This window comes from Flavobacterium sp. FlaQc-52 (assembly GCF_044007495.1).
Lineage (GTDB): Bacteria > Bacteroidota > Bacteroidia > Flavobacteriales > Flavobacteriaceae > Flavobacterium > Flavobacterium cupriresistens.
Genome location: NZ_JBIPCV010000031.1, coordinates 1 through 1,465, shown reverse-complemented (window position 1 = coordinate 1,465; position 1,465 = coordinate 1). Strand labels below are relative to the sequence as shown.

Genomic DNA, 1,465 nt, shown 5'->3' with positions numbered 1-1,465 from the left:
GCTACAAAAGCACCACTTGTTTTCACGATATTAGAAACATCACCATCACAAGAATCAGTAGCAACCGGGAATTGTGTTTGAGCAGTAGTCAAAGCTGTTGCATCACTACATTGAACAGTTACGTTTAATGTTCCAGGTTGAGTTGTCCATGTTGGAGCAGTGGTATCTTCGATTGTAATGATTTGCGTGAAAGTATCAGAAGTGTTACCACAATCATCTTTAACAGTCCAAGTGTTAGTATAAGTTCCAGCGTTAGCGCAACCTTCAGAGGCTACAAAAGTACCGCTTGTTTTTACGATATTAGAAACATCACCATCACAGCTATCAGTAGCAACCGGGAATTGTGTTTGAGCAGTAGTCAAAGCTGCCATATCACTACATTGAACAGTTACGTTTAGTGTTCCGGCCTCAGTTGTCCAAGTTGGAGCAGTGGTATCTTCAATAGTAATCACTTGAGTATAAACATCAGAAGTATTACCACAATCATCTTTAACCGTCCAAGTATTAGTATATGTTCCGGCGTTAGCGCAACCTTGAGAAGCTACAAAAGCACCGCTTGTTTTTACGATATTTGAAACATCACCATCACAAGAATCAGTAGCAACTGGGAATTGTGTTTGAGCAGTTGTCAAAGCTGTTGCATCACTACATTGAACAGTAACGTTTAGTGTTCCAGGCTGAGTTGTCCAAGTTGGAGCAGTGGTATCTTCGATAGTAATAATTTGTGTGAAAACATCAGAAGTATTTCCACAATCATCTTTAACGGTCCAAGTGTTAGTATAAGTTCCAGCGTTAGCGCAACCTTCAGAAGCTACAAAAGCACCACTTGTTTTCACGATATTAGAAACATCACCATCACAAGAGTCAGTAGCAACCGGGAATTGTGTTTGAGCAGTAGTTAAAGCTGTTGCATCACTACATTGAACAGTTACGTTTAATGTTCCGGCTTGAGTTGTCCATGTTGGAGCAGTAGTATCTTCGATTGTAATCACTTGAGTGAAAGTATCAGAAGTATTTCCACAATCATCTTTTACAGTCCAAGTATTAGTATATGTTCCTGCATTTGCACAAGTTTCAGAAGCTACAAAAGCACCACTTGTTTTCACGATATTAGAAACATCACCATCACAGCTATCAGTAGCAACCGGGAATTGTGTTTGAGCAGTAGTCAAAGCTGTTGCATCGCTACATTGAACAGTAACGTTTAATGTTCCAGGCTGAGTTGTCCAAGTTGGAGCAGTAGTATCTTCGATTGTAATCACTTGAGTGAAAACATCAGAAGTATTTCCACAATCATCTTTAACAGTCCAAGTGTTAGTATAAGTTCCAGCGTTAGCACAACCTTCAGAAGCTACAAAAGCACCGCTGGTTTTTACGATATTCGAAACATCAGTATCACAAGCATCAGTTGCAATAGGGAATTGTGCTTGAGCAGCATTTAAAGCTGTTGCATCACTACATTGAA

The 1,465-nt window shown here is 39.7% G+C and carries 1 protein-coding gene; it reads right to left on the bottom strand.

Annotated elements, in window-relative coordinates; translation table 11 throughout:
- Positions 1 to 1,465 (bottom strand): Ig-like domain-containing protein (locus tag ACHRV5_RS22315; RefSeq protein ID WP_395428326.1); only part of this gene is annotated, 1,465 nt, incomplete at both ends.